The sequence below is a fragment of the Pseudomonas sp. D4002 genome (assembly GCF_013385665.1).
Taxonomy (GTDB): Bacteria; Pseudomonadota; Gammaproteobacteria; order Pseudomonadales; family Pseudomonadaceae; genus Aquipseudomonas.
Genome location: NZ_JACAPN010000018.1, coordinates 154,683 through 181,118 on the forward strand (window position 1 = coordinate 154,683; position 26,436 = coordinate 181,118).

Below are 26,436 nucleotides of genomic sequence, written 5' to 3' on the forward strand. Positions count from 1 at the left end.
GAGGGGCTTTTTTTTGGATGTTCAGATAACGCCTATAGGTGGGGGCGTCACAGGCGGATACACGGCTGTCGGAACGGTACAAGGCCAGCCGGGCGATATCTGGAGCGGATTCAGTCAGGGCCCTGGCGGCAACTGCATCACTGTTTCAGCGATAAAAGCCGCCATGATGCACGTCGGCCAGAAGCCCACCGATGTTTTCAAGGAGGTGAAATACGTGCGCGAATCGCGACGGTGTTGTTCCAGGCAAAAGAAAACCCCCGATACGCCGTAGGCCTATCGGGGGTTTTTCAACCTTGGGTGGTTAGACCCAGGGTGTGCTCAGCTTATTGGCAAGCTTCGCAATCCGGCTCGTCGATCGCGCAGGCTTTAGGCACTGGCGCCGGGCCGGCAGGTGCGGCGAGAACCGAATCATCACCGTGGTTGCCGCCGCTGGAAACAGCGTTCAGCTTGCCGGTGTTGATGGTCGACTTCTCGGTGCTGGTGGCAGCCAGGGCACGGAGGTAGTAAGTGGTTTTCAGGCCACGGTACCAGGCCATGCGGTAGGTCACGTCGAGCTTCTTGCCCGATGCGCCGGCGATGTACAGGTTCAGCGACTGAGCCTGGTCGATCCACTTCTGGCGACGGCTGGCGGCGTCGACGATCCACTTGGTGTCCACTTCGAAGGCAGTCGCGTAGAGCTCTTTGAGTTCTTGCGGGATGCGCTCGATCTGCTGCACCGAACCGTCGTAGTACTTCAGGTCGTTGATCATGACCGAGTCCCACAGGCCGCGGGCTTTCAGGTCGCGAACCAGGTACGGGTTGATCACGGTGAATTCGCCCGACAGGTTCGATTTCACGTACAGGTTCTGGTAGGTCGGTTCGATCGACTGCGACACGCCAGTGATGTTGGCGATGGTGGCGGTCGGTGCGATGGCCATGATGTTGGAGTTACGAATGCCTTTCTGCACACGGGCACGTACCGGCGCCCAGTCCAGGGATTCGTTCAGGTCAACGTCGATGTACTTCTGGCCACGTTGCTCGATCAGGATCTGTTGCGAATCCAGCGGCAGGATGCCTTTGGACCACAGCGAACCCTGGAACGTCTCGTAGGCGCCACGCTCGTCGGCCAGGTCGCAGGAAGCCTGGATCGCGTAGTAGCTGACCGCTTCCATGGACTTGTCGGCGAACTCGACTGCAGCGTCCGAACCGTAAGGAATGTGCTGCAGGTACAGCGCGTCCTGGAAGCCCATGATGCCCAGGCCGACCGGACGGTGCTTGAAGTTGGAGTTCTGCGCCTGGGGTACCGAGTAGTAGTTGATGTCGATAACGTTATCGAGCATGCGAACGGCGGTGTTCACGGTGCGTTCCAGCTTGGCGGTGTCCAGCTTGCCGTTGACGATGTGGTTCGGCAGGTTGATCGAGCCCAGGTTGCAAACGGCGATCTCGTCCTTGTTGGTGTTCAAGGTGATCTCGGTGCACAGGTTCGAGCTGTGGACCACGCCCACGTGCTGCTGCGGGCTGCGCAGGTTGCACGGGTCTTTGAAGGTCAGCCATGGGTGGCCGGTTTCAAACAGCATGGAGAGCATTTTGCGCCACAGGTCTTTGGCCTGGATGGTCTTGAACAGCTTGACCTTGCCCGGGTATTCGGTGAGGGCTTCGTAGTACTCGTAGCGCTCTTCGAAAGCCTTGCCGGTCAGGTCGTGCAGGTCCGGTACTTCGGATGGCGAGAACAGGGTCCACTTGCCGTCATCGAAGACGCGCTTCATGAACAGGTCAGGGATCCAGTTGGCGGTGTTCATGTCGTGGGTACGACGACGGTCATCACCGGTGTTCTTGCGCAGCTCGATGAACTCTTCGATGTCCATGTGCCAGGTTTCCAGGTAGGCACATACAGCGCCCTTGCGCTTGCCACCCTGGTTCACGGCTACGGCGGTGTCGTTCACTACTTTGAGGAACGGTACAACGCCCTGGGACTTGCCGTTGGTGCCCTTGATGTACGAACCCAGTGCACGCACCGGGGTCCAGTCGTTACCCAGGCCGCCGGCGAATTTGGACAGCATGGCGTTGTCGTGGATCGCGTGGTAGATGCCCGACAGGTCATCCGGCACGGTGGTCAGGTAGCAGCTGGACAGCTGTGGACGCAGGGTACCGGCGTTGAACAGGGTCGGGGTCGACGACATGTAGTCGAAGGACGACAACAGGTTGTAGAACTCGATGGCACGGTCTTCTTTCTGCTTCTCTTCGATCGCCAGGCCCATGGCCACGCGCATGAAGAACACTTGCGGCAGTTCGAAGCGGATCCCGTCCTTGTGGATGAAGTAACGGTCGTACAGGGTTTGCAGGCCCAGGTAAGTGAACTGCTGGTCGCGCTCGTGGTTGATCGCCTTGCCGAGTTTTTCCAGGTCGAAGGTGGCCAGGATCGGGTTCAGCAATTCGAATTCGATACCCTTGGCGATGTAGGCCGGCAGGGCCTTGGCGTACAGGTCGGCCATCTCGTGGTGGGTGGCGCTGTCGGCGACTTTCAGGAAGCCCAGGCCTTCGGCACGCAGGGTGTCCATCAGCAGGCGCGCGGTGACGAACGAGTAGTTCGGCTCACGCTCGACCAGGGTACGGGCGGTCATCACCAGTGCGGTGTTGACGTCGGTCAGGGCCACGCCGTCGTACAGGTTCTTCAGGGTTTCGCGCTGGATCAGGTCGCCATCGACTTCTTCCAGGCCTTCGCAGGCCTCGGTGATGATGGTGTTCAGGCGGCCCAGGTCCAGCGGTGCAAACGTACCGTCGGCCAGGGTGATGCGGATCGACGGGTGAGCTTGTACGGCAGCTTCTTCGGCCGGGGAACGTACGGCACGTTCCTTGGCGCGCGAGTCACGGTAGATCACGTAGTCGCGGGCGACTTTCTGCTCGCCGGCACGCATCAGGGCCAGTTCGACCTGGTCCTGGATTTCTTCGATGTGAATGGTGCCGCCCGATGGCATGCGACGCTTGAAGGTTGCGGTGACCTGTTCGGTCAGGCGGGCAACGGTGTCGTGGATGCGCGACGAGGCAGCAGCGGTGCCGCCTTCAACTGCAAGAAACGCTTTGGTGATCGCGACGGTGATTTTGTCATCGGTGTAAGGAACGACAGTGCCGTTACGCTTGATCACGCGCAATTGGCCGGGCGCGGTGGCGGACAGATCCAGGTTCGAATCAGCGGCCTGCGGCACGGAGCCCTGCGGGTTCTCGCGAGTTGTGTCGGTTTGCATGGGGGGTTGTCTCCACATTCTATATTTATTTGGGCACCATCACGGTGCCCACCGTTCCGTCCTGAAGCACTTACAACAGGCCAGGGGCCTGGCATAACAACTTCGGGACAGGAGGAAGGGAGCTGTTCGCGCCGCTTCCATGCCGAAGTCTTCGGTTACAAGCCTTGGGGCTCTTTACCGTATTCCTGGTGGGTGACAGTTTCGTACTGCAACACCCGTACCGTTTTCGCCTGATCGGGGCAGAAAACGGCTGCCATCCGCGTGCGCGGTTTGGTCTTCTGAAAAAGGCTTAAGTTCACCAAACAGGAGCAAGAAAGAGCTTGAGTTTCTTGTCTGATTTGTGTTTGGTCTTTTCGCTGAAAACCCTACATGTAGGGTTTTTTTGGCGACGACCTACAAGATAATGCGTTTTGGGGGGCTTAGCAACGGACTACCTGTGGATAACGCTGTGGGTAAAATGTGTATGAAACGTGGAATGGCCGTGTAGGCCGCAGTACTGCTGCATTGCGCCGTTTGTCACCGAATATTCCGAGGTAAAAACAACCGGTTGGATTTTTGCGGGCGCGAACCCTATCACAAAAAAACACGATGTCCGAACGCATTTGCGCGCTTGTGGCAGAGGGCCGGCCCGTTGCTACAATCGGCGGTTATCCATACAGTTTATGCCTCGCCTACATGACAACTGTAGGAGCGGGCTTGCCCGCGAAGGACGTCAACGATGACGCTGGAAACCTGAATAAACGCGGCGCCCTCGAGTTTTCTCGGGCAAACCCGCCCCTACAATAATTAGAACCGAGGTAACGCATGGAGCAAGAAGCCTGGCAGGTATTGATTGTCGAGGACGACGAGCGACTGGCCGAGTTGACCCGTGACTACCTGGAGAGCAACGGCTTGCGGGTGTCGGTGGAAGGCAATGGCGCCCTCGCGGCGGCGCGGATCATCGCCGAGCAGCCGGACCTGGTGATCCTCGACCTGATGTTGCCCGGTGAAGACGGCCTGAGCATTTGCCGCAAGGTGCGCGAGCGCTACGACGGGGTGATCCTGATGCTGACCGCGCGCACCGACGACATGGACCAGGTGCTGGGCCTGGACATGGGCGCCGACGATTACGTGTGCAAACCCGTGCGTCCACGCCTGTTGCTGGCACGCATCCAGGCCCTGCTGCGGCGCAGCGAAAGCGTCGAGCCTGTACTCCCCGAAAAACAGCGGCGCCTGCAATTCGGCCCGCTGGTGGTGGACAACGCCCTGCGTGAAGCCTGGCTGCATGAGGGCGGCATCGAACTGACCAGCGCCGAATTCGACCTGCTGTGGTTGCTGGTGGCGAATGCCGGGCGGATCCTGTCCCGGGAAGAAATCTTCACCGCCTTGCGCGGTATTGGCTATGACGGCCAGGACCGCTCCATCGACGTGCGCATCTCGCGCATCCGCCCGAAAATCGGCGACGACCCGATCCACCCACGCCTGATCAAGACCATTCGCAGCAAAGGCTACCTGTTCGTCCCCGAAGCTGCGGCTGACCTGACGCCGTGAACTCAATCTTCCTGCGCATCTACGGCGGCATGTGCGCGGCGCTGATTCTGGTGGCGTTGCTCGGCGTACTGGCCTTGCACCTGCTCAATGAAGTGCGCAGCGGCCAGTACCGCGAGCGCCTGGCCCACGGCACCTTCGCGCTGATGGGCGACAACCTGCAACCCATGAGTGCCATCGAGCGCCGCCGTGCCCTGGCAGTGTGGGAGCGCTTGCTGGGTATCCCGCTGCAATTGCAGACCGTGGCCGAGGCGCACCTGGACCTGACCCAGCGTAGCCGTCTGCAACGCGGCCAGGTGTTGGTGGAGCAAACCGGGCCTCACGCGGCCAGGGTGCTGCGCTTGGTCAGTGACCAGGAGCAACTGTTGCTGACCGGTGAAGTGCAGCAAATCAGCGAACAATTGGCCCGCGCGACGATTTACCTGCTGGCCGATGAGCTGGTGCGTTTCCCGGTGGCGGAGCAACCGCAGAAACTCGCAGACCTGAAGGAAGCCAAGGGCTTTGGTTTCGAGATGCACCTGGTGATGCTCAATCAGGCCGATATGGACGAAGACCAGCGCCGCCGCGTGTCCGAAGGCGATACCGTGATGGCCCTGGGCAAGGGTGGGGATTCGATCCGGGTATTTGCCGGCATGGTCGGCACGCCGTGGGTCCTGGAAATCGGCCCGCTGTATCAGATGAATCCGTACCCGGCGCAATGGCTGATCCTGATTGCGCTGATCAGCCTGACCTTGATCGGCTTGATCGTCTATTTATTGGTGCGCCAGCTGGAGCGGCGCTTGAGTGGCCTGGAAGCCGCCGCCACGCGCATCGCCAAAGGCAGCCTTGAAGTGCGGGTGCCGGCCCGCGGCGCCGATTCGGTGGGGCGCCTGGCGGCAGCGTTCAATGGCATGGCCGAGCACCTGCAACGCCTGTTGGCAATTCAGCGCGAACTGGTGCGGGCGGTGTCCCACGAATTGCGCACCCCGGTGGCGCGCCTGCGGTTCGGCCTGGAGATGATCGGCGACGCGGCCACGCCTGAAGCGCGGCGCAAGTATATGGAGGGCATGGACAGCGACATCCAGGACCTCGATGGCCTGGTGGACGAAATGCTCACCTACGCGCGGCTGGAACAGGGGGCGCCGGCACTGAATTTCCAGCGGGTCGACCTCAATGCGTTGCTGGATCAGGTGATTGATGAACTGTCACCGCTGCGCCCGGAAATCAACGTGGCGCGGGGCATCTGCCTGTCCTCGGCGCATTGGGATGATGCATGGGTGGAGGCCGAGCCGCGTTACCTGCACCGTGCCCTGCAAAACCTGGTGAGCAACGCCATGCGCCACGCCCAGGGGCAGGTGCTGATCAGTTACCAGGTGGGCCAGGTGCGTTGCCGCATCGACGTGGAAGACGACGGGCCGGGCGTACCGGAAAGTGCCTGGGAGCGGATTTTCACGCCGTTCCTGCGCCTGGATGACAGCCGGACCCGCGCGTCGGGTGGGCACGGCCTGGGGTTATCCATTGTGCGGCGGATCATCTATTGGCACGGTGGCCGGGCGTTGATCAGCAAGAGCAACAATCTGGGTGGCGCGTGTTTCAGCCTGAGTTGGCCACGGGATCAGGAGAAGGTCTAGGCCTGGACGGCCACCAGGCTCAACAACTGCCCGCCATCCACCGCAAACTGCGCCTCCAGTTCCTTGCCATGGCACCATTCTGCGGACAAGTCCGTCAGCAACCGCAGCCGCGCATGGCCGGTATCCGACCACTCCAGCAACTCGGCATGCTCAAAATAAAAGCGCTTCTGCACGATCGGGTAGAGCGCCTTGAACAGGCTCTCTTTCGCCGAAAACGTCAGCGTCACCAGTTGCGCAACCTGCTCCCGCGGCCCGGCGGCCATGCGCAGCAATTCATCCGGTGTGAGGATCTCCCCGGCCAGGCGTTCCGCCCGCTCCAGGGTCAGCAGGTTCTCCAGGTCCATCCCCAGCCCGCGCCACTGTGTCTTGTGGGCGACGATGGCCGCTGCATGGCCGGTGCTGTGGGTGATCGAACCGCTGATGTGCGCGGGCCAGACCGGCGCGCGGTCCTCGCCGATCGCCGGCACGCAATCCAGCCCGTCCAGCTGTTGCAGGGCCGCGCGGGCGCACAGGCGACCGGCCAGGAACTCCGCCTGCCGCTTGGCCACCGAACGCTGGATGCTCGCGGGTGGCGGCACGGCGCTGCGCTGGAAATCGCCGATGGCCAGCAGGGCCGGGTCAAAACGGGTGCTCAGCAAGACCGTGCCGGGCAAGGCATCGGGCAACGGCCAATGGGCGTCAAGTGGGGTGCAGCAGGCGGGTAGGGAATTCATGCCGGGTATTTTGCCGAGTTGCAGGGCCGCTGGATAGCCTGCGGCCGGGGATACGTAAATAACTCTTTACACAGTAGCCGGCCTCGGTTCAGCCCAGGTTCAGAGAGTGTTCAGGGGGAGTTCAGGGGCGTCTGCGTAGTCTGGCCCCGTACCCAAAGCCCAAGCGTATGAGGTAGCACCATGACTGCGATCAAGAAGCTGATGTTGGCCTTAACCATGCTCAGCGCCACCGCTGGCGTCCAGGCCTCTGATTCGAGTTTCGCGGGTTTCTCCAAGGAGAAGAGCAAAAAGCCCTACAGCCTTCTCCAGCGGGTGAGCTTCGAGGATGCCGGTGAACAGGCGGCTCCATGGGGCCAGTCCCTGGGCCAGCACACCCCGCAGTCAGACTATCGCGTGGGCAACGAAAACCTGTCAGGTCACTTCAACGGCAGTAAATTGCGCCAGCAAGACCTGCAGGGCCGCTATGATATACCCCAGTTGGAAAGTTGATTTGCCTTGGAGAGCTTTATGAAATTGCTGGTTGTCGAAGATGAGGCGTTGCTGCGCCATCACCTGTTGACCCGCCTTACCGACAGCGGTCACGTGGTCGAGGCCGTCGCCAATGCCGAAGAGGCGCTGTACCAGACCGGGCAATTCAACCACGACCTGGCGATCATCGATTTGGGCCTGCCCGGCATGGGCGGCCTGGACCTGATCCGCCAATTGCGCGCCCAGGCCAAGACCTTCCCGATCCTGATCCTGACCGCCCGTGGCAACTGGCAGGACAAGGTTGAAGGCCTGGCAGCGGGTGCCGACGACTACGTGGTCAAGCCGTTCCAGTTCGAAGAGCTGGAAGCGCGGATGAACGCACTGTTGCGCCGCTCCAGCGGTTTCACCCAATCCACCATCGTCGCCGGGCCGTTGCTGCTGGACCTCAATCGCAAGCAGGCGTCCCTCGACGAACAGCCACTGGCGCTGACCGCCTACGAATACCGCATCCTCGAATACCTGATGCGGCATCACCAGCAAGTGGTCGCCAAGGACCGCCTGATGGAACAGCTCTACCCCGATGACGACGAGCGTGATCCGAACGTGATCGAAGTGCTGGTGGGCCGCCTGCGCCGCAAGCTGGAAGGCCCGGCGGGTTTCAAGCCGATCGACACCGTGCGTGGCCTGGGCTACCTGTTCAATGAGCGCTGCCGTTGATTCGCTCGCTACGTGTACGTTTGATGCTCGCGGCCACCATCCTGGCCGTGCTGTTTATGCTGGCCTTGTTGCCGGCCATGCAGGGCGCCTTCAGCCTGGCCCTGCAGGACTCCATCGAGCAGCGCCTGGCGTCGGATGTCACCACGCTGATTTCGGCTGCCCGGGTTGAAAACAATCGCCTGCTGATGCCTGCGCAGCTGCCGGACGAGCGTTTCAACCTCACCGACAGCCGCCTGCTGGGCTACATCTATGACCGCGAAGGCCATCTGGTCTGGCGGTCGCGCGCCACACAGGAAGAGAACATCAACTACAAGCCGCGCTATGACGGGCGCGGCAACGAATTTGCGCGGATCCGCGAGGCCAACGGCCAGGAATTTTTTGTCTATGACGTCGAGGTCAAGCTGCTGGGCGGCAAGAGCGCGGCGTTCAGTATCGTCGCCCTGCAACCGGTGCGTGAATACCAACTGACCCTCGAAGGCCTGCGGGAAAACCTCTACCTGGGCTTCGGCGCCGCCTTGCTGGTGCTGCTGACCCTGTTGTGGCTGGGCCTGACCTGGGGCCTGCAGGCGCTGCGCCGGCTGAGCCAGGAACTGGATGAAATCGAAGGCGGTACCCGGGAAAGCCTCAGCGAGCAACACCCGCGCGAGCTGCTGCGCCTGACCGGCTCCCTGAACCGGTTGCTCCACAGCGAGCGGGAGCAACGCACCCGTTACCGCGATTCCCTGGATGACCTGGCCCACAGCCTGAAAACCCCGTTGGCGGTGTTGCAAGGCGTGAGTGAAGACATGGCCCAGCGCCCCGAAGATCGGGACCAGGCCTGGGTACTGCAATCGCAGATCGAACGCATGAGCCAGCAGATCAGCTACCAATTGCAGCGCGCCAGCCTGCGTAAAAGCGGCCTGGTGCGCCACCAGGTGCGGCTGGAGCCGGTGCTGCAAAGCCTGTGCGACACGCTGGACAAGGTTTATCGCGATAAGGGCGTGAAGGTCGCCTTTGAACTGCCGGACGAATGCGACGTGCCGATCGAGAAGGGCGCCTTGCTGGAACTGCTCGGCAACCTGCTGGAGAACGCCTATCGCCTGTGCCTGAGCGAAGTGCGCATCACCTTGCAGGAAAGCCTGGAGGGCACCGAGTTGTGCATCGAAGACGATGGCCCCGGCGTGCCGCCGGACCAGCGTGCGCGCATCCTGCAGCGGGGCGAGCGGCTCGACCGCCAGCATCCGGGGCAGGGGATTGGCCTGGCGGTGGTCAAGGACATCATTGAAAGCTATGGCGCCCGGCTGACCCTTGGGGATTCACCGCTGGGTGGGGCTGCGTTCAAGATCCACTTCCCGGCTGTTTGATCTTTATTGGCTGTGCCGGCCTCTTCGCGAGCAAGCCCGCTCCCACATTCGATGGCATTCCCAAGGTGGAACTCGGTCAAATGTGGGAGCGGGCTTGCTCGCGAAGAGGCCAGTCGCATCAATACACACCTAGGTTTCTTGTGCTCTATAGGCCCCCGGCGTCAACCCGGTCCACTTCTTGAACGCCCGATGAAACGCCGACGGTTCGGAAAACCCCAGCTGCTCGGCGATCTCCTGCAACGACAAATCCGCCCGCCCCAAATGATAGATCGCAATGTCCCGGCGCAACTCATCCTTGAGCGCCTGAAAGCTGGTGCCTTCCTCCCGCAAATGCCGACGCAGGGTCTGCGGGCTGATATGCAGGTGCTGGGCGACGGCTTCGAGGTCGGGCCAGGGCGTGCGGTCGCGGCTCAATAGGCGGCGCAACTGGCTGCTCAGGCTGTCGCCTTCATCCGGCCGCGACAGCAGGTCGGCCGGGGAGCGTTCGAGGAAATGCTTGAGGGTGCGCTCGTCCTGCAACAACGGCAGGCTCAGGTAGCGGCTGGGGAACACCAGGCTGCTGGTGGGCGCCGCGAATACCTGCGGGCAGGGGAACAGCAAGTCGTACTCACCGGCGTGGGGCGGCGTCGGGTAGCTGAAGGTGGCCTGGTGCAGGCGGATGCGCTGGCCAATCAGCCAACTGCCGAGGCGGTGCCAGATCACCAGCAGGCATTCGCTGAGGAAGTGATCCGGGTCCCAGAGCTGCGAATCGTCCAGGCTCAGGCGGGCCATTTCTCCTTCACGTGTCAGACGCCAGCGCGGACCCTGCGGGAATAGGCTATAAAATAATAAGCCGCGTTCCAGAGCCTTCTCCAGGGTGCGGCAGTGAATCAGCGCGTGGCACATCATGGCGAAGGTGCCGCGCTTGCTCGGGCCTTCGGCGAAGCCCAGGTATTCGTCATCCAGCGCCAGCCACAGCATTTGCAACAACTGGGTGAATTGCTCGGGGGCGATGCGGGCGCGGGGCTCGCTCAGCAGTTCCGCAGTGATGCCGACCTGCTGCAGCAGGCCCGAATAATCGTAGCCGGCCCGGCGAGCACCGCCGAGGGCGGCCCGGGCGTAGTGACTGGCGATGGTTCGTTCACGCATGAGGGGCCTCTTCCATTGAGTGGCGGATGTTAGCCACCCCGGGCCGGTGCAACAAGGCGGATATCCGCCAAATTGTAGGACGAGATCAGGCGAGCAGGCGGAAATCCGCCACTGTCTGTAGGCATAACCTTAAGCTGGAAATCGCCCGAGCGCTGATGTCTAAAGGCCTTCAGGGAGTTTCAGCAGAAGTGGCACGACGCTTGCGATACAGAGCGCAGGGAGACCGCCTCGAGCAGGCTCTCAAACAACAAATCCCTCCAGTGCAGGAGGGTTCGCAATTCAAGTGTCGTGGGCAATGGCGGATATTTGCCACACGAGACGATTGAGGAACTTTGCAATGACGACTCGTCAGCCACTGTACAAATCCCTGTATTTCCAGGTGATCGTTGCAATCGTTATCGGTATTTTGCTCGGTCACTTCTACCCGCAGACCGGCGTGGCCCTCAAGCCACTGGGTGACGGCTTTATCAAGCTGATCAAAATGGTCATCGCCCCGATCATCTTCTGCACCGTTGTCAGCGGCATCGCTGGCATGCAAAGCATGAAATCGGTCGGCAAGACCGGCGGCTACGCGCTGCTGTACTTCGAAATCGTCTCCACCATCGCCCTGCTGATCGGCCTGGTCGTGGTCAACGTCGTGCAACCGGGCGCCGGCATGCATATCGACGTGGCTACCCTGGACGCCTCCAAAGTCGCGGCCTACGTGACTGCCGGTGCCGACCAGAGCATCGTTGGCTTCCTGCTGAACGTGATCCCGAACACTATCGTTGGCGCGTTCGCTACCGGTGACATCCTGCAAGTGCTGATGTTCTCGGTGATCTTCGGTTTCGCCCTGCACCGCCTGGGTGCCTACGGCAAGCCGGTGCTGGACTTCATCGATCGTTTCGCCCACGTGATGTTCAACATCATCAACATGATCATGAAGCTCGCGCCACTCGGTGCCCTGGGCGCCATGGCGTTCACCATCGGTGCCTACGGCGTAGGTTCGCTGGTGCAGCTCGGTCAGCTGATGATCTGCTTCTACATCACCTGCATCCTGTTCGTGGTGCTGGTGCTGGGCGCCATCTGCCGCGCACACGGCTTCAGCGTCCTGAAACTGATCCGCTACATCCGTGAAGAACTGCTGATCGTACTGGGTACTTCCTCGTCCGAATCCGCACTGCCACGCATGCTGATCAAGATGGAACGCCTGGGCGCCAAGAAGTCGGTAGTCGGCCTGGTTATCCCGACTGGCTACTCCTTCAACCTGGACGGTACTTCGATCTACCTGACCATGGCTGCCGTGTTCATCGCCCAGGCGACTGACACCCACATGGACATCACCCACCAGATCACCCTGTTGCTGGTACTGCTGCTGTCGTCCAAGGGCGCTGCTGGCGTGACCGGTAGTGGTTTCATCGTACTGGCCGCTACCCTGTCGGCTGTTGGCCACCTGCCTGTTGCCGGCCTGGCGCTGATCCTGGGTATCGACCGCTTCATGTCCGAAGCCCGCGCACTGACCAACCTGGTTGGCAACGCTGTTGCAACCCTGGTTGTGGCCAAGTGGGTCAAGGAACTGGACGAAGACAAGCTGAAAGTCGAACTGGCTTCCGGTGGTCGCGGTATCTCCGACACCCGTGAAGAAGACGACCTGGGCGTGGCCGAAGGCCCGGCTCCAACCGCCGTCAAGTAAGGCTGCAGCGTTTGTGAAAAACCCATCTTCGGATGGGTTTTTTTATGCCTTCGGGAAGCATCAGTCACTTCGGATGATGGTTTATGTGATTGCCGCCGACCGCCGGGTTTGCCTACTCTGTGGCCAATCGAATCGGAATCGGAGTCCGCATGTCAGGTCCCTTGGCGTCCCTCAAAGTACTGGATTTCTCCACCTTGCTGCCGGGGCCGTTCGCCTCGTTGCTGCTGGCCGACATGGGCGCCGAGGTGTTGCGCATCGAATCCCCCACGCGCATGGACCTGCTGCGAGTACTGCCGCCCCATGACCAGGGCGTGTCGGCCAGCCATGCCTATCTGAACCGCAACAAACGCAGCCTGGCCCTGGACCTCAAGCAGGCCGAGGCGGTGGCGATCGTGCGGCAACTGGTGGCGGACTACGACATCGTCCTCGAGCAGTTCCGCCCCGGGGTCATGGAGCGCCTGGGCCTGGGTTACGAGGCGTTGAAGGCGATCAACCCAAAGCTGATCTACGTCTCCATCACCGGCTACGGCCAGACCGGCCCCTACAAGGATCGCGCCGGCCATGACATCAATTATCTGGCCCTGGCAGGCATTGCCAGCTACACCGGGCGCCAGGACAGCGGGCCGTTGCCCTTGGGTGTGCAGTTGGCGGATGTGGGGGGCGGCTCGTTGCACGCGGTGATCGGTTTGCTGGCGGCGGTGATTGCCCGGCAGCACAGTGGGGTGGGGCAATACCTGGACGTGAGCATGACCGACTGCGCCTTCAGCCTGAATGCCATGGCCGGCGCCGGTTACCTGGCGTGCGGCGTGGAGCCGGCGTGGGAGAACCAAGTGCTCAATGGCGGCAGTTTCTATGACTATTACCGATCGCGGGAAGGACGCTGGTTGTCGGTGGGCAGTCTGGAGCCGGCGTTTATGCAGCAGTTGTGTACGGCCCTTGGCCGCCCTGAATTGGCGGCAATGGGCCTATCGCCCAAACCCGAGCAGCAGAAAGCCCTCAAGCTGGCGCTGCAGGTCGAGTTCGAGAAACGCAGCTTTGATGAGCTGTGTGAGCTGTTTGCCGGGATTGATGCGTGTGTCGAGCCGGTGCTGAATCTGAGCGAGGCCGTTGAACACCCGCAGTTGAAAGCCCGGGAGCTGGTCAGCCAGGTGCCGCGGGGCGATGGTTCCAGCCAGGCGCAAATGGCCTGCCCGCTGAAGTTTTCCGAGGGCTTGCCGGCGGCCAGGCACATAGGCGCGGCGGTGGGCGCTCACAGCGATGAGGTGTTGGCGGAGTTGGGCTTCAGTGCTCAGCAGATAGATGATTTGCGGCGTGCCAAGGTGATTCAGTAGCGCCTGGGCCGGCCCCTTCGCGAGCAAGCCCGCTCCCACATTCAACCGAGTTCCATCGTTGGAATGCGATAAAATGTGGGAGCGGGCTTGCTCGCGAAGGGGCCCTTAAATCCACCACAAACCTCACTCGACGCGGGTTTCCCCGGTAAACACCAAAGTCTGCCGACACCTGCGACACAAATACCGCCGCCCCTGGCCCACCAACCCGTGACGCTGGGGCGAAAACGGGAAGTCACTGTCGGCACACGGACAGCGGTAGATATACCGCGTGACGCGCCGCCGCTGGATTTCATAGGTGTGGCAGCGGTCCGGCGGCAGTTCGTAAACCCCACGCATGATCAGCTGCCATTCCTCGCCATGGGGCTGGATGCGCTCGCCGAACAATTGGTGGGCAATCAGGTGCGCCACTTCATGGGCGACTGTCTGTTTAAGGAAGTGTTGGCTGTTTTCACGGTAGAGCTGCGGGTTGAAGCGCAGCAGGTTCTCGTGCAAATGCGCGACACCGGCCTTCTGGCCCCGCAGCTTGAGGCTGACCTGAGGGCGTTTGAAGCTTCGTTTGAAAAAGGATTCGGCTTGCAGGAAACAATCTTCGACGCGGGTATTGAGTTGCTCGGGCATGCTGTACATATCTCCAGAGATGTCCAGTATGCCGCAAACAAGGGTGTATCCGAATCTGTCAGGCGCCGAATGGTCATGCATAACGCACAAAGCCACCTTGCGGTGGCTTTTCCTGCGGGTAAACCGCGTCAGTTGGTGTAGATCGGGCCTACGCCCAGCCCCCAGACGATCACGGTAAAGGCCATGATCGCCACCAGCACCACCAGGCCTACCGCCAGTACCGAGCTGGAAAACAGGAAGCCCTCGTCCGGGTGAATATTCATGAAGGTCGGCAGCCCCACGTACAGCAGATACACCGTGTAGCAAATGGCCGCCGTGCCCACCACCATGCCCAGCCACATATGCGGGTACAGCGCCGCCAGCCCGCCGATAAACAGCGGTGTCGCGGTGTAGGTGGCAAACGCCACGCAGCGCGCCATGCTGGGGTTGGCGTCATAGGTGCGGGCCATCCAGTGAATGAACGCGCCCATCACCGCCACGCCGCCGAGCATCGCCGCGTAGGACATGAGGGTCATCCACAACGCGCTTTCCACCGTCAGCATCACCGGGGCGCGGCTGCCGATGACCCAACCCACCTGAGTGGTACCGATAAAGGCTGAGACAGCGGGGATGGCCGCGAGAATCAGCGTGTGGGTGAGGTACATGTGGCCGATGCTTTCTTCTTTATCGCCACGAATTTCCCGCCATTCCTGATCGGGGTGGGTGAAAAGTCCCACGACGTGATGGATCATGCCAGTCACTCCTGTCGTTATTACCATCGCCCCCCAGCGGAGCGCCCACGGGCCAATTGGCCTGAAAGGTCTGGATATATGTGCGACCTTATGTCGCAGTATAGGAAGTGATGACCGGAAAAAGTGTGGGGCTTTAGAGCAAATTGCGCTGTAAACATTGGGCCTAATCGCGGCGGGGTCTGTTGATTGGAATGCGGTCAACTGTGGGAGCGGGCTTGCTCGCGAATGCGGTGGGTCAGCTAAATACCTGGCGAATGACACTTCGCGTTCGCGAGCAAGCCCGCTCCCACATTGGAACTCGGTCGTCCATCCCGGTAAAATACCCGGCTTTTCGTCACACACCTTTCGCGGATCCAAGCGCCATGGGCACTCTTACGGTCAACCAGAACAAACTGCAAAAACGCCTGCGTCGCCTGGCCGGCGAGGCAGTCGCCGATTTCAATATGATCGAAGAGGGCGACAAGGTCATGGTCTGCCTGTCCGGCGGCAAGGACAGCTACACCATGCTCGACGTGCTGATGCACCTGCAAAAGGTCGCGCCGATCAAGTTCGACATCGTTGCCGTGAACATGGACCAGAAGCAGCCGGGTTTTCCCGAGCATGTACTGCCGGCCTACCTCAAGGAATTGGGGATCGAGTACCACATCGTCGAGAAAGACACCTATTCGGTGGTCAAGGAGCTGGTCCCGGAAGGCAAGACCACCTGCTCGCTGTGCTCGCGCCTGCGCCGTGGCACGCTCTATACGTTTGCCGACGAAATCGGCGCGACCAAGATGGCCCTCGGTCATCACCGCGATGACATCGTCGAAACCTTCTTCCTCAACATGTTCTTCAACGGCAGCCTCAAGGCCATGCCGCCCAAGCTGCGGGCCGATGACGGGCGCAACGTGGTGATCCGCCCACTGGCGTACTGCCATGAGAAGGACATCCAGGCCTACTCCGACCTCAAGCAATTCCCGATCATCCCGTGCAACCTCTGCGGCTCCCAGGAAAACCTGCAGCGCCAGGTGGTCAAGGACATGCTCCAGGATTGGGACCGCAAGACCCCGGGCCGCGTCGACAGCATCTTCCGCAGTCTGCAGAACGTGCAGCCGTCGCAGTTGGCCGACCGTAACCTGTTCGACTTCACCAGCTTGCGTATCGACGAAAGTGCGGCGTCGCGCTTCGTCAACGTAGTGAACCTCTGAGTGTTTTCACCGCTCTGACAGACGGCGCTCCTGGGCGCCGTTTTCATTTCAATCCTTAGGAGAGGGCATGCGCGATTACAAGTGGCTGCACGAATATTGTCTGAACCGGTTTGGTTCGGCGGCCGAGCTGGAAGCCCACCTGCCTGTGCCCCTGACCCCGGCGAAACTGCGCAAGATCAGCGATGACCGCTACCTGTCGATCCTGTCGCTGCGGGTGTTTCGTGCCGGCCTGAAGCACAGCGTGGTGGACGCCAAGTGGCCGGCCTTCGAGCAGGTGTTCTTTGGGTTTGACCCGGAAAAAGTCGTACTCATGGGCGCCGAGCACCTGGAGCGGCTGATGCAGGACACGCGCATCATCCGTCACCTGGGCAAGCTCAAGAGCGTGCCGCGCAATGCGCAGATGATTCTGGATGTCGAGAAGGAAAAAGGCAGCTTCGGCGGGTTTATTGCCGACTGGCCGGTGAGCGATATCGTCGGCCTGTGGAAGTACCTGAGCAAGCACGGCCACCAGTTGGGCGGGCTGTCGGCGCCGCGCTTTTTGCGGATGGTGGGCAAGGACACGTTCGTGCCGAGCTATGACGTGGTGGCGGCGCTGAATGCGCAGAAAATCGTCGACAAGGTGCCCACCAGCCTGCGGGACCTGGCCACGGTGCAGGGCGCATTCAACCAGTGGCATGCCGAGAGCGGGCGGCCGATGTGCCAGTTGTCGATGATGCTGGCGTATACCGTCAACCACTAAGCCCGAAAAAACCCAGTGGGGAGAGAGCTTGCTGTGGCGAGGGAGCTTGCTCCCGCTGGGCTGCGTAGCGGCCCCAAAATCTTGGGAGCGCTTCGCACTCCAGCGGGAGCAAGCTCCCTCGCCACAGCAAGCTCCCTAGCCACAAAAAAGCTCCCTCGCCACGGATTCCCTCTCCAACAATCTCCCCAGCCACATTGATTGCGGCTTTGCCCGAAAAGTGTATTCAGGCAGGCAATCCTTCCCCCGCCAACCGCCGATTCAGCTGATGCCGGTACCGCACATACATCAACGCCGTGCAGAACACCGCCAGGCTCGCCAGCATCTCGAGCACACCAAACCACTGCCGGTTCGGGTCATAGGCCGCCAGCGCGCCCTTGATGAAATACAGGTTCACCACAAAGCACATCCATGAATGCCCGCGCGCGCTGCCCAGGATCATCCCCGGCGCCAGCAACAGCAGCGGCACCAACTCGATCAGCAGAATCACCCACGGCCGCGCGCCATGCAGATCGGCGAACGCCAGGTAGTAGGCACACAGCAGCCCCACCAATCCCAGGAACGCCAGCAGGCTCAACGCCCGCATCGCCTTGACCCGTGGCTCCAGCCAGGCCTGGGGCGGCAGTAGCTTAGGCTTCCTGGCCACGGCCGTTCTCCAGTAGCGCAGCGGTCTTCGCCAGGCGCAGGCCGAGGGCGCGGCACAGGGCGATCTCGTGTTGATCCAGCGCACGCTTGCCGTCGGCACCGGAATGGTGGCTGGCGCCATAAGGCGTACCACCGCCCTTGGTGTCGAGCAGCGCCTGTTCACTGTAGGGCAGTCCGGTGATCAGCATGCCGTGGTGCAGCAGCGGCAGCAGCATCGACATCAGTGTGGTCTCCTGGCCGCCGTGCAGGCTGGCGGTGGAGGTGAACACACCTGCCGGCTTGCCGACCAGGGCGCCGGTCAGCCACAGGTTGCTGGTGCCGTCGAGAAAGTACTTGAGCGGCGCGGCCATGTTGCCGAAACGGGTCGGGCTGCCCAGCGCCAGGCCTGCGCAGTTCTTCAGGTCGTCGAGGCTGCAGTACAGCGGGCCGTCGACCGGAATGTCCGGCGCCACGGCCTCGCATTCACTGGAGATGGCCGGCACGGTGCGCAGCCGCGCCTCAAGCCCGGCTTGCTCGATGCCCCGGGCAATCTGCCGGGCCATTTCGCTGACTGAACCGTTGCGGCTGTAATACAACACCAGCACATACGGCGCACTCACGAAACCAGCTCCAGGATGTTCTCCGGTGGGCGGCCGATCACGGCCTTGTCGGCGGTGGCGAGGATCGGACGCTCCATCAGTTTCGGATGAGCGGCGATAGCAGCGATCAACTGTGCTTCGCTGAGGCTGGTGTCAGCCAGGTTGAGGGTTTTATATTCGTCCTCGCCGGTACGCAGCAGTTGCCGCGCGCTGATGTTCAGCTTGCCCAGCAGGGCCTGCAATTGCGCGGCGTCGAGCGGGGTTTCCAGGTAGCGCACCACCGTCGGTGTGAGGCCACGGGCTTCCAGCAGTTCGAGCGCACCGCGGGATTTCGAGCAGCGCGGGTTGTGATAAAGCGTCAGATCGGTCATGTGCGGGTCGCATCTTGCGTAAGGTGGCGGGTATTCTACCCGCGCTGCGCCGCGTCCTTAAACCATGAGAGGCGATAGGCCGCAGCCAACGTTCATTTTTACGAAGGATTACCCCATGACGAGGCGACTGTTAGGCGCATTGGCAATCATCGGCACACTGCTGCTCAGCGGCTGTGGCAATGATTATGGCGTTGACCAATATGGTCAGAAAGTGGCCGCCGAACGCCTGGACAAGCAATGGCTGGTGGTTAACTACTGGGCCGAATGGTGTGGCCCGTGCCGTACCGAAATCCCAGAACTCAACGCCTTGGCCGAACAGCTCAAGGGCCAGTCGGTGGGGGTGTTCGGGGTGAATTTCGACAACGTCCAGGGTGAAGAGCTCAAGAGCGCCAGCGAGAAGCTGGGCATCAAGTTCACCGTACTGGCGCAGAACCCGGACGGGATCTTCGACATTCCCCGCAGTGAAGCCCTGCCGGTGACCTACATCATTGATGACAAGGGCAAGGTGCGTGAGCAACTGATGGGTGAGCAGACGGCGGAAGGGGTGTTGGCCAAGCTCAAGGCGTTGCGCGGATAAAAAATGTGGGAGCGGGCTTGCTCGCGAATGCGGTGTGACAGTCACCGGATACATCGACTGATCCACCGCTTTCGCGAGCAAGCCCGCTCCCACATTTAGACCTGCTGCGCCTTACAGATCAGCCTTCTTCCAGCCACAACCGCAACGGCTTGCCATCCGCCGGCCAGAAGCGGGTCTGTTCGATCGGCGAAATGTCCCAGCGCTGCACGCCCTGCAGGGCCTGGAAGAAGCGGTGCTCCTGCTCCATCAGCGCTTCGGCGCAGAGTTTGCGGGTGCTGCCGACTTTGCCGAAGCTCAGCTTGTCGCCGTCCAGGGTGTAGGGCGCAAACCAATGGTTGCAGCCACCATTGCCATAGGCCCGGCCATCGGCGCCGAGGGTTACGGTCAGGTGGGCGTAATCCATCAGCGGCCGCTCACCGATCCATTCCACTACGTAGCTGTGATCCTGCTTGAGCTTGACCTCGTCGCTGGCGCAGCCCGCAAGGCCTGCACCCAGCACGGCCAGCATCAGCAGGGCTTTCATTGCGCGGCCTGCTGGCATTTCGGGCAGCGGTGCTTGTCACCCAGGGTGGCCCAGCCCAACTCGGTAACCCGTGCAGTGGCGGCCGGTTGCAGCGGTTCCTTGGTCAGCTTGGTTTCCACTGCGAATTCAAACTCCAGCACGCTGTCGCAGCTGTCGCAGTTGACCTTCCAGGTGTGAATCTCCAGTTCGCCGAATTTCGGCCCCTGGGCCATGGCGACCCACTGGCCCGCCGGGCGGATGGAGTAGCGCGCATCGCCTTCGACGGTCAGGCGCATCGACAGGGTTTTGCTGCCGCGCAGGGTGACGATCAGAACGTCGCCGTTCTTGATCGAGCCACCGTTGCCGGTGACTTGATAACGGCCCGGCACCAGGGCCCGGCATTCGATCAGGGTGTGTTGCGGGCTCAGCAAGCTGAAGCGGAAATCGTGTTCGGCCATGGATCCTCCAAATAGGCGCGGCATCCTATCATGCGCCGCTACCCATCATGGCGCGGCTATGTGACCGCTGATCATCCTTCGACGAGGTTTTGCGCCTGTCCGCCGGCCCACGCCGCGATGTTGGCCAGGGTGGTGCCGGCAATCGCCCCCAGCGCCTCGCGGGTCAGGAAGGCCTGGTGCGCGGTGATGATCACATTGGGGAAGGTCAGCAGGCGCGCCAATACGTCGTCTTGCAGGGGCAGGTCCGAGCGGTCTTCGAAAAACAGCTGGGCCTCTTCTTCATACACATCCAGCCCCAGATAGCCTAGCTGGCCGTCCTTGAGCGCGTCGATCAGCGCCGGGGTGTCCACCAGGCCTCCGCGCCCGGTGTTAATGAGCATCGCGCCGGGCTGCATATGGGCGAGGCTTTGGGCGTTGATCAGGTGTTTGCTGTCCGCCGTCAGCGGGCAATGCAGGCTGATGACCTGTGACTCGCCCAGCAACTGCGGCAGGCTCACATACCGGGCGCCAAGGGCCTCGACCTGCGGATTGGGGTAGGGATCGTACGCCAGCAGCTGGCAGCCGAAGCCGGCCATGATCTTGGCGAATGTGGCGCCGATCTGCCCGGTGCCGACCACGCCGACGGTCTTGCCCACCAGGTCGAACCCGGTCAGGCCGTGCAGGCTGAAGTCACCGTCGCGGGTGCGGTTGTAGGCGCGGTGCAGGCGGCGATTGAGGGCCAGGATCAACGCGACCGCATGTTCGGCCACCGCATGGGGCGAGTAGGCCGGCACCCGCACGATGGTCAGGCCCAGGCGCTTGGCGGCGGGCAGGTCGACATGGTTGTAACCGGCGGAACGCAGGGCGATCAGGCGGGTGCCGCCGCTGGCCAACTGCTCCAGCACCGGGGCGCTGAGGTCATCGTTGATAAAGGCGCAGACCACTTCGTGGTGTTCGGCCAGGGCCACGGTGTCGAGGTTCAGCCGGGCCGGCTGGAATTGCAGCTGCATGCCTTCGGGCAGCGGTTGGGCGAGAAAGCTGTCGCGGTCGTAGGTCTGGCTGCTGAAGAGGATGATGCGCATCAAATATTCCTTCTTGATGATGGAAAGCTGCTTTTGTGGCGAGGGGGCTTGTCTGTGGTGAGGAAGCTTACTGTGGCGAGGGAGCTTGCTCCCGCTGGGCTGCGCAGCGGCCCCAAAATCCTGGGAGCGCTTCGCACTCCAGCGGGAGCAAGCTCCCTCGCCACAGCAAGCCTCCCTGTCCGCATTGCCCCGAAAGTTTACGCGCTGACTCGCGCCTCGCTGGCCAGCCGGGCAATCGCCATGTCCAGTTCATCCAGGGCCGGCATGGCCTTGGCGTCGTCCTGCTTGAGCAGGGTCTCGGCCCGCTGGCAGGCCGCACGCAATTGCGGCACGCCGCAATACCGGGTGGCGCCGTGCAGGCGGTGCACCCGTTCGATCAGGGCGTTGCGGTCATTGGCATCACGGGCGACGCGAATCGCTTCACGGTCAGCTTCCAGCGAGGCCAGCAGCATCGCGAGCATGTCTGCCGCCAGATCCGCCTTGCCGGCCGCCAGGCGCAAACCTTCTTCATGGTCCAGTACCGGCAATTGCGTGGCATGCCCGAAACTTTCGGTGCCACGGTCCGGGCCCTGGTTGCGCAGGGCCAGCCCGGTCCATTTCAACACCACCTGGGCCAGTTGCCGTTCGCTGATGGGTTTGGTCAGGTAATCATCCATGCCGCTTTGCAGCAGGGCGCGTTTTTCGTTGGCCATCGCATGGGCCGTCAGCGCGACGATGGGCAGCGGTGTGCCATGGCGTTCGCTTTCCCACGTGCGGATTGCCTCGGTGCTCTGGCGACCGTCCATCCCCGGCATCTGCACGTCCATCAGCACCAGGTCGAAGGCTTCCTGCTTCACTGCCTCGATGGCCGAGTAACCGCTTTCCACCGCCTGGACCTTGGCGCCCATGTCTTCCAGCAGGGTTTGCACCAGCAGCAGGTTGGCCGGGTTGTCGTCGACACACAGCACCCGCGGCGCGCGGCTGGACAGGGGCTCGCCGGGTTCGCTGCGCAGCGGGCGCGGGCTGATCAGGTCGGCCAGGGCGCGACGCAGTTTGCGGGTGCACGCGGGCTTGGCCTGCAACTGGCTGTTGGGGTTGGGCACCGAGGGGTTGAACAGCAGCTGTTCGGTGGTCGGGCACAACACCAGTACCTTGCAGCCCAGGTGTTCGAGGTCCCACAGGTGTTGGTTCAAACGCTCCGGCGGAATGTCATTGGCGGTGATGCCCAGCACGGCCAGGTCAATCGCCTGTTCGGTCTGGTGGGCGCTGGTGATGCCGTTGGTCAGGCTTTCCAGGCTGTTGAACGGGGTGACTTCCAGGCCGCAGTCTTCCAGCTGATGTTGCAGGGCCTGGCGCGCCAGCTCGTGGTTTTCCAGCACCGCCACGCGCCGGCCCAGCAGCGGCGCGGAGGGCAGGTCTTCGATATCGTCACGGGTTTTCGGCAGGTTCAGGCTGATCCAGAATTCCGAGCCTTCTCCCGGCGTGCTGTCGACGCCGATCTCACCGCCCATCTGTTCGATCAGGCGCTTGGAAATCACCAGGCCAAGGCCGGTCCCGCCGGGTTGGCGTGACAGCGAATTGTCCGCCTGGCTGAACGCCTGGAACAGCGCCCGCACATCCTGGTTCGACAGGCCGATGCCGGTGTCCTGCACGCTGATGCGCAGTTGTACGCTGTCTTCCTGTTCGTCTTCAATCATGGCGCGGGCAACGATGGTGCCTTCGCGGGTGAACTTGATCGCGTTGCTCACCAGGTTCGTGAGGATCTGCTTGAGCCGCAACGGGTCACCCACCAAGGCGAGCGGCGTGTCGCGGTAGACCAGGCTCACCAGCTCCAGCTGTTTGGCGTGGGCGGCCGGGGCGAGGATGGTTAGGGTGTCTTGCAGCAAGTCCCGCAGGTTGAACGGGATGCTGTCGAGCACCAGCTTGCCGGCCTCGATTTTCGAGAAGTCGAGGATTTCGTTGATGATGCCCAGCAGGTTGTCGGCGGATTTTTCGATGGTGCCCAGGTAATCCAGCTGGCGCGGTGACAGTTCGCTTTTCTGCAACAAATGGGTGAAACCAAGGATGCCGTTCAACGGCGTGCGGATCTCATGGCTCATGTTGGCCAGAAACTCCGACTTGATGCGGCTGGCTTCCAGGGCTTCCTTGCGGGCCAGGTCCAACTCGATGTTCTGGATCTCGATGGTTTCGAGGTTTTGCCGCACGTCTTCGGTGGCCTGGTCGATGCTGTGTTGCAATTCTTCCTGGGCGTTTTGCAGGGTCTCGGCCATGCGGTTGATGCCCGAGGCCAGGTGATCCAGCTCCTGGCTACCCAGGGGTGGCAAGCGGGTTTCGAGATTGCCGTCCTTGAGTTGCGCGACGGCCTGTTTGATCAGGCCGATCGGTGAGTTGATCGTACGGCTGATGCGCAAGGCGAGGGCCGCCGTGCAGATCAGGCCGATGGCGATCAGCAGCAGGCTCGCGAACAGGCTGCGGTAGCCACGCAGCAACATGCCGTTGTGGGACAGTTCCAGCTCGACCCAGCCGAGCAGGCGGTCGGATTCATCCGGGATCAGTTCACCGGCGAGGTTGCGATGGCGGCCGAACACCGGCAGCAGATAACGGGTGGCGTCATTGCCGGTGCGCTGCAGCAGGTGCGAACTGTTGCCGATGGGCGGCTGGTTGAGCATGGTCGGCCCGGCGTGGGCCAGGGGCGTGCGGTCGGGCCCGAGGAACGATACGGCGCGCACATCGGTTTGTTCCAGGGACTGGGTGGCGATGCGTTCCAGCAGGTCGGTGTTCCTGGTGCCGAGGGCCGGGGCCACCAGCGGCGCCAGTTGCTCGGCGATCATCTCGCCGCGTTGCAGCAACTGCGACTGCAACTCCGAAAGCTGCATCCAGGTGAAGTACCCGCCCAGCAGCAACGCCATCAGGCTGGTAGGCAATAAGGTCAGCAACAGTACGCGGCCTTTTATCCCCATTCTTTTAAGCACGCCACTCTCCTGCTACCACACTGTTGTCGAATTCCACGCAGGCATCCGGCCCGCGCCACCTGCGCAGTGTAGCCATTTGCGCGGCGGGGAATCTTGCAAAATTAATGACCTGAGGCAAACCTTGGGCCGCCGGACGCCCGGCGGCGGTTGCTCATGGGGGGGCAATCTTGAATAATTAGTCATTGAGAATGACTTGCAGACGCTAATGAATCCCGCAGCACTTGGCTTACCCAGTATCCTGGCGATTGAAGACGATCCTGTGCTTGGCGCCTATGTCCATGAGCAATTGGGCCTCTGTGGCTTCCAGGTGACCTGGTGCCAGAATGGCCAGCAGGGCCTGCAAATGGCCCGCGATCAGCGCTTCGACGTGGTGTTGATGGACATCCTGCTGCCGGGCATGGACGGGTTGTCGGTGCTCACGCATTTGCGCCAGAGCCATTCGATGCCGGTGATCCTGATGTCGGCCCTGGGGGCCGAAGCCGATCGCATCAGCGGTTTTCGCCTGGGGGCCGATGATTACCTGCCCAAGCCGTTCAGCATGGCCGAGTTGCGGGTGCGCATCGAAGCGATCCTGCGCCGGGTCGCCCTGGACCGGCGGCCGTTGCCGGCCCTGGCGGCGGTGCGCGGCGATGCCCGCAGCCTGCGTTTCGATGACGAGCTGTGTGATGTGTTTCACCGGGAGCAGTGGGCCGGCCTGACCCGCAGCGAATATCGCCTGTTGGAAACCCTGCACCGCAACGCCGAAGAAGTCCTCAGCAAAGCCTTCCTCTACCAGCATGTGTTCCAGCGCGGCTATGCGCCCCATGACCGCAGCCTGGACATGCACATCAGCCAGATTCGTCGCAAGCTCAAGGCTGTCGGCTACAGCGAGCGGGAAGTGCGCACGGTGTGGGGCAAGGGCTATGTGTTGAGCGGTCACGATGACAGGCTTTAAGGCCTCCCTCACACGGCTGCCGGGCAAGCATTCGTTATTCTGGAAACTGGCCTGCCTGCTGATCGCGTTCTGCTTGCTGATGATCTGGCTCAGTTGGTCATGGGGCCGGTATATGGAAGAGCAGAATGCCTTTCTGTCCAGCGAGGCCCGCGCCACCCTGAGCGGTTATGCCGCTGGCGCGGAACTGGCCTGGAACAAGGGCGGCAACGCCGGTGTGGACGAATGGTTGCACACCCTGGGCCAGCGCGAGCGCACCTGGGTGGGGGTCATCGGCAACGACCTGCAATCCCTGAGCAGCTACCCACTGACGGACAAGGAGAGCCAGCGCCTGACCTTCCTGCGCGGCCTGGACTGGCCCGTCAGCCGGCATGCCAAGGGCCTGCCGTGGTTGAAGATCCCGTTCCCGCTCGACCCGGGTGCGGGCTCCCTGGTGATCGAGTTGCCGCGGCGTTTCATGCCTGGGCAAAACCAGCTGTTCTGGCGGATCGTCACCAATGGCGTGATTCCCGGCCTGTTCACCCTGCTGCTGTGCATCGGCCTCTACCGGCTGTTGATCATGCCCCTCAACCACCTGCGAGAGCAGGCCAACGCCTGGCGTGCCGATCAACTGGGCACCCGGCTTTCCCGCGACACCACCAGCCGCCAGGATGAACTGGGGGAATTGGGCCGCGCGTTTGACCAGATGTCTGAACGCCTGCAAGGCACCGTGGCCCTGCAACAGCAACTGCTGCGGGATTTGTCCCATGAGTTGCGCACACCGTTGAGCCGCCTGCGTGTGGCCAGTGACAGCGAGCAGGACCTGACCCAGCTGCGCGAGCGCCTGGGGAGGGAAATCGACGGCATGCAGCGCCTGGTGGACGACACCCTGCAACTGGCCTGGCTCGACACCGAACGCGCGCCGTTGCCCAAGGAAGACATCCAGGTGCAGGCGCTGTGGGACATGCTCCGGGAAAACGCCTGTTTTGAAAGTGGCTGGCCGGCTTCACGCTTGCAGTGCGAGCTGGGGGCCGACTGCTGGGTGCGCGGTCATCTGAACCTGCTGGCCCAGGCATTGGAGAACATCCTGCGCAATGCCATCCGGCACTCTGCGCAAGACGGAACGGTGCAATTGGGCGGGCAGCGTGAGGGGGATCACTGGCACTTGTGGCTGGAAGACCAGGGCGGCGGGATCGATGAGGTGGAGTTGGAGCGAATCTTTGCGCCATTCACCCGGCTGGACGGTTCACGGCCCGGCGACGGCGGCTTTGGCCTGGGCTTGAGCATTGCGCGCAACGCTGTGCAGCGTCAGGACGGCAGCCTGTGGGCGGAAAATACCGGCCAGGGTTTACGTGTGCACATGCGCTTGCTGGCGCGCTAA

Annotated in this window: 24 protein-coding genes; 12 read left to right on the plus strand and 12 right to left on the minus strand. The window is 62.0% G+C overall.

What is annotated here, in order from left to right; all coding sequences use genetic code 11:
- Positions 1-323: 323 nt before the first annotated feature.
- Complete coding sequence (locus HX824_RS12380; protein WP_008435294.1) at positions 324-3,221, minus strand: ribonucleoside-diphosphate reductase subunit alpha; 2,898 nt, start codon at positions 3,219-3,221, stop codon at positions 324-326.
- An 804-nt stretch (positions 3,222-4,025) separates the two neighbouring features.
- Between HX824_RS12380 and HX824_RS12385 the strand changes: the two genes are divergently transcribed.
- A complete protein-coding gene (locus HX824_RS12385) occupies positions 4,026-4,751 on the plus strand; it encodes a response regulator (protein ID WP_177054602.1) in 726 nt (241 codons plus the stop codon).
- The gene (locus HX824_RS12390) at positions 4,748-6,358 is read left to right on the plus strand and encodes an ATP-binding protein (protein WP_003214234.1); all 1,611 of its coding nucleotides are present in this window, start codon (positions 4,748-4,750) and stop codon (positions 6,356-6,358) included. The genes HX824_RS12385 and HX824_RS12390 overlap by 4 nt, the downstream gene beginning before the upstream one ends.
- Here HX824_RS12390 and HX824_RS12395 read toward each other — a convergent pair.
- Positions 6,355-7,071 carry a 4'-phosphopantetheinyl transferase gene (locus tag HX824_RS12395; protein WP_177019554.1) on the minus strand — a complete coding sequence of 239 codons (717 nt, stop codon included), beginning with the start codon at positions 7,069-7,071 and terminating at the stop codon, positions 6,355-6,357. The two genes, HX824_RS12390 and HX824_RS12395, sit on opposite strands and share 4 nt — an antisense overlap.
- 180 nt (positions 7,072-7,251) lie before the next feature.
- Here HX824_RS12395 and HX824_RS12400 point away from each other — a divergent pair, with 180 nt between their 5' ends.
- Genes HX824_RS12400 through HX824_RS12410 form a run of 3 tightly spaced genes read left to right on the plus strand, consistent with a single transcriptional unit; the run spans position 7,252 to position 9,599 of the window.
- On the plus strand, positions 7,252-7,560 hold the full coding sequence (locus tag HX824_RS12400; protein ID WP_003214230.1) for a hypothetical protein: 309 nt from the start codon (positions 7,252-7,254) through the stop codon (positions 7,558-7,560).
- Positions 7,561-7,578: 18 nt separating this feature from the next.
- Complete coding sequence (locus HX824_RS12405; protein ID WP_003214228.1) at positions 7,579-8,256, plus strand: response regulator transcription factor; 678 nt, start codon at positions 7,579-7,581, stop codon at positions 8,254-8,256.
- The gene (locus HX824_RS12410; RefSeq protein ID WP_023659245.1) at positions 8,253-9,599 is read left to right on the plus strand and encodes an ATP-binding protein; all 1,347 of its coding nucleotides are present in this window, start codon (positions 8,253-8,255) and stop codon (positions 9,597-9,599) included. The genes HX824_RS12405 and HX824_RS12410 overlap by 4 nt, the downstream gene beginning before the upstream one ends.
- Positions 9,600-9,728: 129 nt before the next feature.
- Here the strand turns inward: HX824_RS12410 and HX824_RS12415 are convergent, their stop codons facing one another.
- Entirely contained in the window at positions 9,729-10,727 is a 999-nt protein-coding gene (locus HX824_RS12415) for an AraC family transcriptional regulator (protein WP_003214223.1), read from the minus strand.
- A 337-nt stretch (positions 10,728-11,064) separates the two neighbouring features.
- On the opposite strand from HX824_RS12415, the gene HX824_RS12420 reads away from it, so the two are divergent.
- Both HX824_RS12420 and HX824_RS12425 read left to right on the plus strand, forming a co-directional pair.
- Positions 11,065-12,399 (plus strand): dicarboxylate/amino acid:cation symporter, encoded by a 1,335-nt coding sequence (locus tag HX824_RS12420; RefSeq protein WP_008435307.1) that lies wholly within the window; start codon positions 11,065-11,067, stop codon positions 12,397-12,399.
- Between the two features lie 149 nt (positions 12,400-12,548).
- On the plus strand, positions 12,549-13,730 hold the full coding sequence (locus HX824_RS12425; RefSeq protein ID WP_177019555.1) for a CaiB/BaiF CoA-transferase family protein: 1,182 nt from the start codon (positions 12,549-12,551) through the stop codon (positions 13,728-13,730).
- A 123-nt stretch (positions 13,731-13,853) separates the two neighbouring features.
- On the opposite strand, the gene HX824_RS12430 is transcribed toward HX824_RS12425, so the two are convergent.
- Both HX824_RS12430 and HX824_RS12435 read right to left on the minus strand, forming a co-directional pair.
- Positions 13,854-14,348 carry a SprT family zinc-dependent metalloprotease gene (locus HX824_RS12430; protein WP_004371405.1) on the minus strand — a complete coding sequence of 165 codons (495 nt, stop codon included), beginning with the start codon at positions 14,346-14,348 and terminating at the stop codon, positions 13,854-13,856.
- A gap of 128 nt (positions 14,349-14,476) precedes the next feature.
- Positions 14,477-15,079 carry a Yip1 family protein gene (locus HX824_RS12435; protein WP_004371402.1) on the minus strand — a complete coding sequence of 201 codons (603 nt, stop codon included), beginning with the start codon at positions 15,077-15,079 and terminating at the stop codon, positions 14,477-14,479.
- Positions 15,080-15,441: 362 nt separating this feature from the next.
- On the opposite strand from HX824_RS12435, the gene ttcA reads away from it, so the two are divergent.
- Complete coding sequence (gene ttcA / locus HX824_RS12440) at positions 15,442-16,266, plus strand: tRNA 2-thiocytidine(32) synthetase TtcA (protein ID WP_008435321.1); 825 nt, start codon at positions 15,442-15,444, stop codon at positions 16,264-16,266.
- 67 nt (positions 16,267-16,333) lie between these two features.
- On the plus strand, positions 16,334-17,005 hold the full coding sequence (locus tag HX824_RS12445; protein WP_177054603.1) for a DNA-3-methyladenine glycosylase I: 672 nt from the start codon (positions 16,334-16,336) through the stop codon (positions 17,003-17,005).
- 223 nt (positions 17,006-17,228) lie between these two features.
- Here the strand turns inward: HX824_RS12445 and HX824_RS12450 are convergent, their stop codons facing one another.
- From HX824_RS12450 to arsC, 3 genes are read right to left on the minus strand one after another with little or no spacing between them, the layout of a single operon-like run.
- The gene (locus HX824_RS12450; protein ID WP_177019556.1) at positions 17,229-17,648 is read right to left on the minus strand and encodes a DUF2069 domain-containing protein; all 420 of its coding nucleotides are present in this window, start codon (positions 17,646-17,648) and stop codon (positions 17,229-17,231) included.
- The gene (gene wrbA, locus HX824_RS12455) at positions 17,632-18,246 is read right to left on the minus strand and encodes an NAD(P)H:quinone oxidoreductase (RefSeq protein WP_004371390.1); all 615 of its coding nucleotides are present in this window, start codon (positions 18,244-18,246) and stop codon (positions 17,632-17,634) included. Before wrbA ends, HX824_RS12450 begins: the two co-directional genes overlap by 17 nt.
- On the minus strand, positions 18,243-18,596 hold the full coding sequence (gene arsC / locus HX824_RS12460; RefSeq protein WP_004371385.1) for an arsenate reductase (glutaredoxin): 354 nt from the start codon (positions 18,594-18,596) through the stop codon (positions 18,243-18,245). The genes wrbA and arsC overlap by 4 nt, the downstream gene beginning before the upstream one ends.
- A gap of 115 nt (positions 18,597-18,711) precedes the next feature.
- Here arsC and HX824_RS12465 point away from each other — a divergent pair, with 115 nt between their 5' ends.
- Positions 18,712-19,173, plus strand: a complete 462-nt coding sequence (locus HX824_RS12465) for a TlpA disulfide reductase family protein (protein WP_004371382.1) — start codon at positions 18,712-18,714, stop codon at positions 19,171-19,173.
- A gap of 118 nt (positions 19,174-19,291) precedes the next feature.
- Here the strand turns inward: HX824_RS12465 and HX824_RS12470 are convergent, their stop codons facing one another.
- From HX824_RS12470 to HX824_RS12485, 4 genes are all read right to left on the minus strand, one after another.
- A complete protein-coding gene (locus HX824_RS12470; protein WP_004371380.1) occupies positions 19,292-19,696 on the minus strand; it encodes an META domain-containing protein in 405 nt (134 codons plus the stop codon).
- On the minus strand, positions 19,693-20,133 hold the full coding sequence (locus HX824_RS12475) for a hypothetical protein (protein ID WP_177054604.1): 441 nt from the start codon (positions 20,131-20,133) through the stop codon (positions 19,693-19,695). Before HX824_RS12475 ends, HX824_RS12470 begins: the two co-directional genes overlap by 4 nt.
- Before the next feature lie 71 nt (positions 20,134-20,204).
- Positions 20,205-21,194 (minus strand): 2-hydroxyacid dehydrogenase, encoded by a 990-nt coding sequence (locus HX824_RS12480; protein WP_008434996.1) that lies wholly within the window; start codon positions 21,192-21,194, stop codon positions 20,205-20,207.
- A gap of 197 nt (positions 21,195-21,391) precedes the next feature.
- Positions 21,392-24,145 (minus strand): response regulator, encoded by a 2,754-nt coding sequence (locus tag HX824_RS12485; protein WP_008434994.1) that lies wholly within the window; start codon positions 24,143-24,145, stop codon positions 21,392-21,394.
- A gap of 205 nt (positions 24,146-24,350) precedes the next feature.
- Here HX824_RS12485 and HX824_RS12490 point away from each other — a divergent pair, with 205 nt between their 5' ends.
- Both HX824_RS12490 and HX824_RS12495 read left to right on the plus strand, forming a co-directional pair.
- The gene (locus HX824_RS12490; protein WP_102604977.1) at positions 24,351-25,079 is read left to right on the plus strand and encodes a response regulator transcription factor; all 729 of its coding nucleotides are present in this window, start codon (positions 24,351-24,353) and stop codon (positions 25,077-25,079) included.
- Entirely contained in the window at positions 25,066-26,436 is a 1,371-nt protein-coding gene (locus HX824_RS12495; protein ID WP_177019561.1) for a sensor histidine kinase, read from the plus strand. Before HX824_RS12490 ends, HX824_RS12495 begins: the two co-directional genes overlap by 14 nt.

What these genes read in the sequence shown, in the direction of transcription:
- HX824_RS12480 (WP_008434996.1), bottom strand. Translation starts at nt 21,194, where the DNA reads ATGCGCATCATCCTCTTCAGCAGCCAGACCTACGACCGCGACAGCTTT.
- HX824_RS12420 (WP_008435307.1), top strand. Translation starts at nt 11,065, where the DNA reads ATGACGACTCGTCAGCCACTGTACAAATCCCTGTATTTCCAGGTGATC.
- HX824_RS12470 (WP_004371380.1), bottom strand. Translation starts at nt 19,696, where the DNA reads ATGAAAGCCCTGCTGATGCTGGCCGTGCTGGGTGCAGGCCTTGCGGGC.
- HX824_RS12490 (WP_102604977.1), top strand. Translation starts at nt 24,351, where the DNA reads ATGAATCCCGCAGCACTTGGCTTACCCAGTATCCTGGCGATTGAAGAC.
- HX824_RS12395 (WP_177019554.1), bottom strand. Translation starts at nt 7,071, where the DNA reads ATGAATTCCCTACCCGCCTGCTGCACCCCACTTGACGCCCATTGGCCG.
- HX824_RS12425 (WP_177019555.1), top strand. Translation starts at nt 12,549, where the DNA reads ATGTCAGGTCCCTTGGCGTCCCTCAAAGTACTGGATTTCTCCACCTTG.
- HX824_RS12415 (WP_003214223.1), bottom strand. Translation starts at nt 10,727, where the DNA reads ATGCGTGAACGAACCATCGCCAGTCACTACGCCCGGGCCGCCCTCGGC.
- ttcA (WP_008435321.1), top strand. Translation starts at nt 15,442, where the DNA reads ATGGGCACTCTTACGGTCAACCAGAACAAACTGCAAAAACGCCTGCGT.
- HX824_RS12430 (WP_004371405.1), bottom strand. Translation starts at nt 14,348, where the DNA reads ATGCCCGAGCAACTCAATACCCGCGTCGAAGATTGTTTCCTGCAAGCC.
- arsC (WP_004371385.1), bottom strand. Translation starts at nt 18,596, where the DNA reads ATGACCGATCTGACGCTTTATCACAACCCGCGCTGCTCGAAATCCCGC.
- HX824_RS12475 (WP_177054604.1), bottom strand. Translation starts at nt 20,133, where the DNA reads ATGGCCGAACACGATTTCCGCTTCAGCTTGCTGAGCCCGCAACACACC.
- HX824_RS12380 (WP_008435294.1), bottom strand. Translation starts at nt 3,221, where the DNA reads ATGCAAACCGACACAACTCGCGAGAACCCGCAGGGCTCCGTGCCGCAG.
- HX824_RS12405 (WP_003214228.1), top strand. Translation starts at nt 7,579, where the DNA reads ATGAAATTGCTGGTTGTCGAAGATGAGGCGTTGCTGCGCCATCACCTG.
- HX824_RS12445 (WP_177054603.1), top strand. Translation starts at nt 16,334, where the DNA reads ATGCGCGATTACAAGTGGCTGCACGAATATTGTCTGAACCGGTTTGGT.
- HX824_RS12400 (WP_003214230.1), top strand. Translation starts at nt 7,252, where the DNA reads ATGACTGCGATCAAGAAGCTGATGTTGGCCTTAACCATGCTCAGCGCC.
- HX824_RS12465 (WP_004371382.1), top strand. Translation starts at nt 18,712, where the DNA reads ATGACGAGGCGACTGTTAGGCGCATTGGCAATCATCGGCACACTGCTG.
- HX824_RS12385 (WP_177054602.1), top strand. Translation starts at nt 4,026, where the DNA reads ATGGAGCAAGAAGCCTGGCAGGTATTGATTGTCGAGGACGACGAGCGA.
- HX824_RS12495 (WP_177019561.1), top strand. Translation starts at nt 25,066, where the DNA reads ATGACAGGCTTTAAGGCCTCCCTCACACGGCTGCCGGGCAAGCATTCG.
- HX824_RS12435 (WP_004371402.1), bottom strand. Translation starts at nt 15,079, where the DNA reads ATGATCCATCACGTCGTGGGACTTTTCACCCACCCCGATCAGGAATGG.